The 2227-nt window shown below is 61.2% G+C and carries 2 protein-coding genes; both read left to right on the forward strand.

Annotated features, from left to right (window positions below; translation table 11 throughout):
- The first annotated feature begins 40 nt into the window (after window positions 1–40).
- Complete coding sequence (gene ompR, locus D8U18_RS12405) at window positions 41–781, forward strand: two-component system response regulator OmpR (RefSeq protein WP_008032260.1); 741 nt, start codon at window positions 41–43, stop codon at window positions 779–781.
- Window positions 782–896: 115 nt separating this feature from the next.
- Window positions 897–2210, forward strand: coding sequence for an ATP-binding protein (locus D8U18_RS12410; protein ID WP_056852106.1), 1314 nt, complete (start codon window positions 897–899; stop codon window positions 2208–2210).
- Window positions 2211–2227 lie beyond the last annotated feature (17 nt).

The raw sequence follows: 2227 nt of genomic DNA on the forward strand, positions 1-2227 counted from the left end.
AGCTACGCCATAATGCGCGCCGAGCTAAAAGGAGCATCCAATGAGCAGCACTGCAAACATTGCTGAAGGCGAAAAAATTCTTATTGTTGACGACGACCCGGGCCTCAGCAGCCTGCTGGAGCGTTTTTTCGTCAGCAAGGGCTATCGCGCCCGCGCCGTACCGAACACCGAGCAAATGGACCGCCTGCTGGCACGCGAAGTGTTCAACCTGGTCGTCCTCGACCTGATGCTGCCCGGTGAAGACGGCCTGACCGCCTGCCGCCGCCTGCGTGGCGCGAACAACCAGATTCCGATCATCATGCTGACCGCCAAGGGCGATGAGCTGAGCCGTATCAAGGGCCTGGAACTGGGTGCCGACGATTACCTGGCCAAGCCGTTCAACCCCGATGAGCTGATGGCCCGTGTCAAAGCCGTCCTGCGTCGCCAGTCGGCTCCGGTGCCGGGCGCTCCTGGCAGCGAAGACGAAAGCGTGACCTTCGGTGACTACGAGCTGTCCCTGGCCACCCGCGAACTCAAGCGCGGTGACGAAGTGCACATGCTCACCACCGGTGAGTTCGCCGTGCTCAAGGCCCTGGTGATGAACGCCCGTCAACCGCTGACCCGCGACAAACTGATGAACCTGGCCCGTGGCCGCGAGTGGGATGCCCTGGAGCGTTCCATCGACGTGCAGATTTCCCGTCTGCGCCGGATGATCGAACCCGATCCATCCAAACCGCGTTATATCCAGACGGTCTGGGGCGTGGGCTACGTGTTCGTTCCGGATGGCGCCGCCACCAAGTGATCGGCGATTTGTAGGAGCGGGTCTTGCGGGCAACGGGTCAGATGACTTTGCTCGCAGACTCGCGATCCGCAATATGCGAGCATCGCTCGCTCCTGCAAGTGTTTAGCGGTTACCCATGAAAACCCCCGTTTGGTTCCCCCAGAGCTTTTTCTCCCGCACCCTTTGGCTGGTGCTCATCGTCGTTCTGTTCTCCAAGGCGCTGACCCTGGTTTATCTGTTGATGAACGAAGACGTGCTGGTGGATCGTCAGTACAGCCACGGCGTTGCCCTGACGCTACGCGCCTATTGGGCGGCCGATGAAAACAATCGTGACAAGATTGCCGAAGCCGCGACCCTGATCAGGGTGGTGGGCGCTGGCGTGCCGGAAGGCGAACAGCATTGGCCCTACAGCGAGATCTATCAGCGGCAGATGCAGGCTGAATTGGGGGCCGACACCGAAGTCCGGTTGCGCATGCATTCGCCTCCGGCGCTGTGGGTTCGCGCGCCAAGCCTGGGGGATGGCTGGCTGAAAGTGCCGCTGTATCCGCACCCATTGCGTGGCCAGAAAATCTGGAACGTACTGGGCTGGTTCCTGGCCATCGGTTTGCTGTCTACCGCTTCGGCGTGGATCTTCGTCAGCCAGCTCAATCAACCTCTGAAGCGCCTGGTCTACGCCGCGCGACAACTCGGCCAGGGTCGCAGTGTGCGCCTGCCGATCAGCGATACACCGAGCGAAATGACCGAGGTTTATCGCGCCTTCAACCAAATGGCCGAAGACGTCGAGCAGGCCGGTCGCGAGCGCGAACTGATGCTGGCCGGAGTTTCACATGACTTGCGCACGCCCTTGACCCGTTTGCGCTTGTCCCTGGAATTGATGGGCGACCGCACGGACCTGACCGATGACATGGTTCGGGATATCGAGGACATGGATGCGATTCTCGATCAGTTCCTGGCGTTCATCCGCGACGGCCGGGATGAGTCGGTGGAAGAGGTGGACCTGAGCGATCTGGTCCGCGAGGTCGCCGCGCCGTATAACCAGAACGAAGAAAAAGTACGCTTGCGCCTGGAGCCGATCCAGCCGTTTCCATTGCGTCGGGTATCGATGAAGCGCTTGCTCAACAACCTTATCGGCAATGCGCTGCACCACGCAGGCAGTGGTGTGGAGGTGGCGGCGTACGTGTCTGGGGATGTGAGCGCACCGTACGTGGTGTTGAGCGTCATGGACCGTGGTGCCGGGATCGATCCGTCCGAGCTGGAGGCGATCTTCAACCCGTTCACCCGCGGTGATCGTGCCCGAGGCGGCAAAGGCACGGGGTTAGGGCTGGCGATCGTCAAGCGCATTGCCTCGATGCACGGCGGCAATGTTGAATTGCGTAACCGTACCGGTGGCGGATTGGAAGCGCGGGTGCGCTTGCCGTTGGGGTTGATGCTACCGCGGGATGCCGTCTAACCCGATCGTTCCCACGC

Source organism: Pseudomonas sp. Sample_10, from assembly GCF_004321495.1.
Classification (GTDB): domain Bacteria; phylum Pseudomonadota; class Gammaproteobacteria; order Pseudomonadales; family Pseudomonadaceae; genus Aquipseudomonas.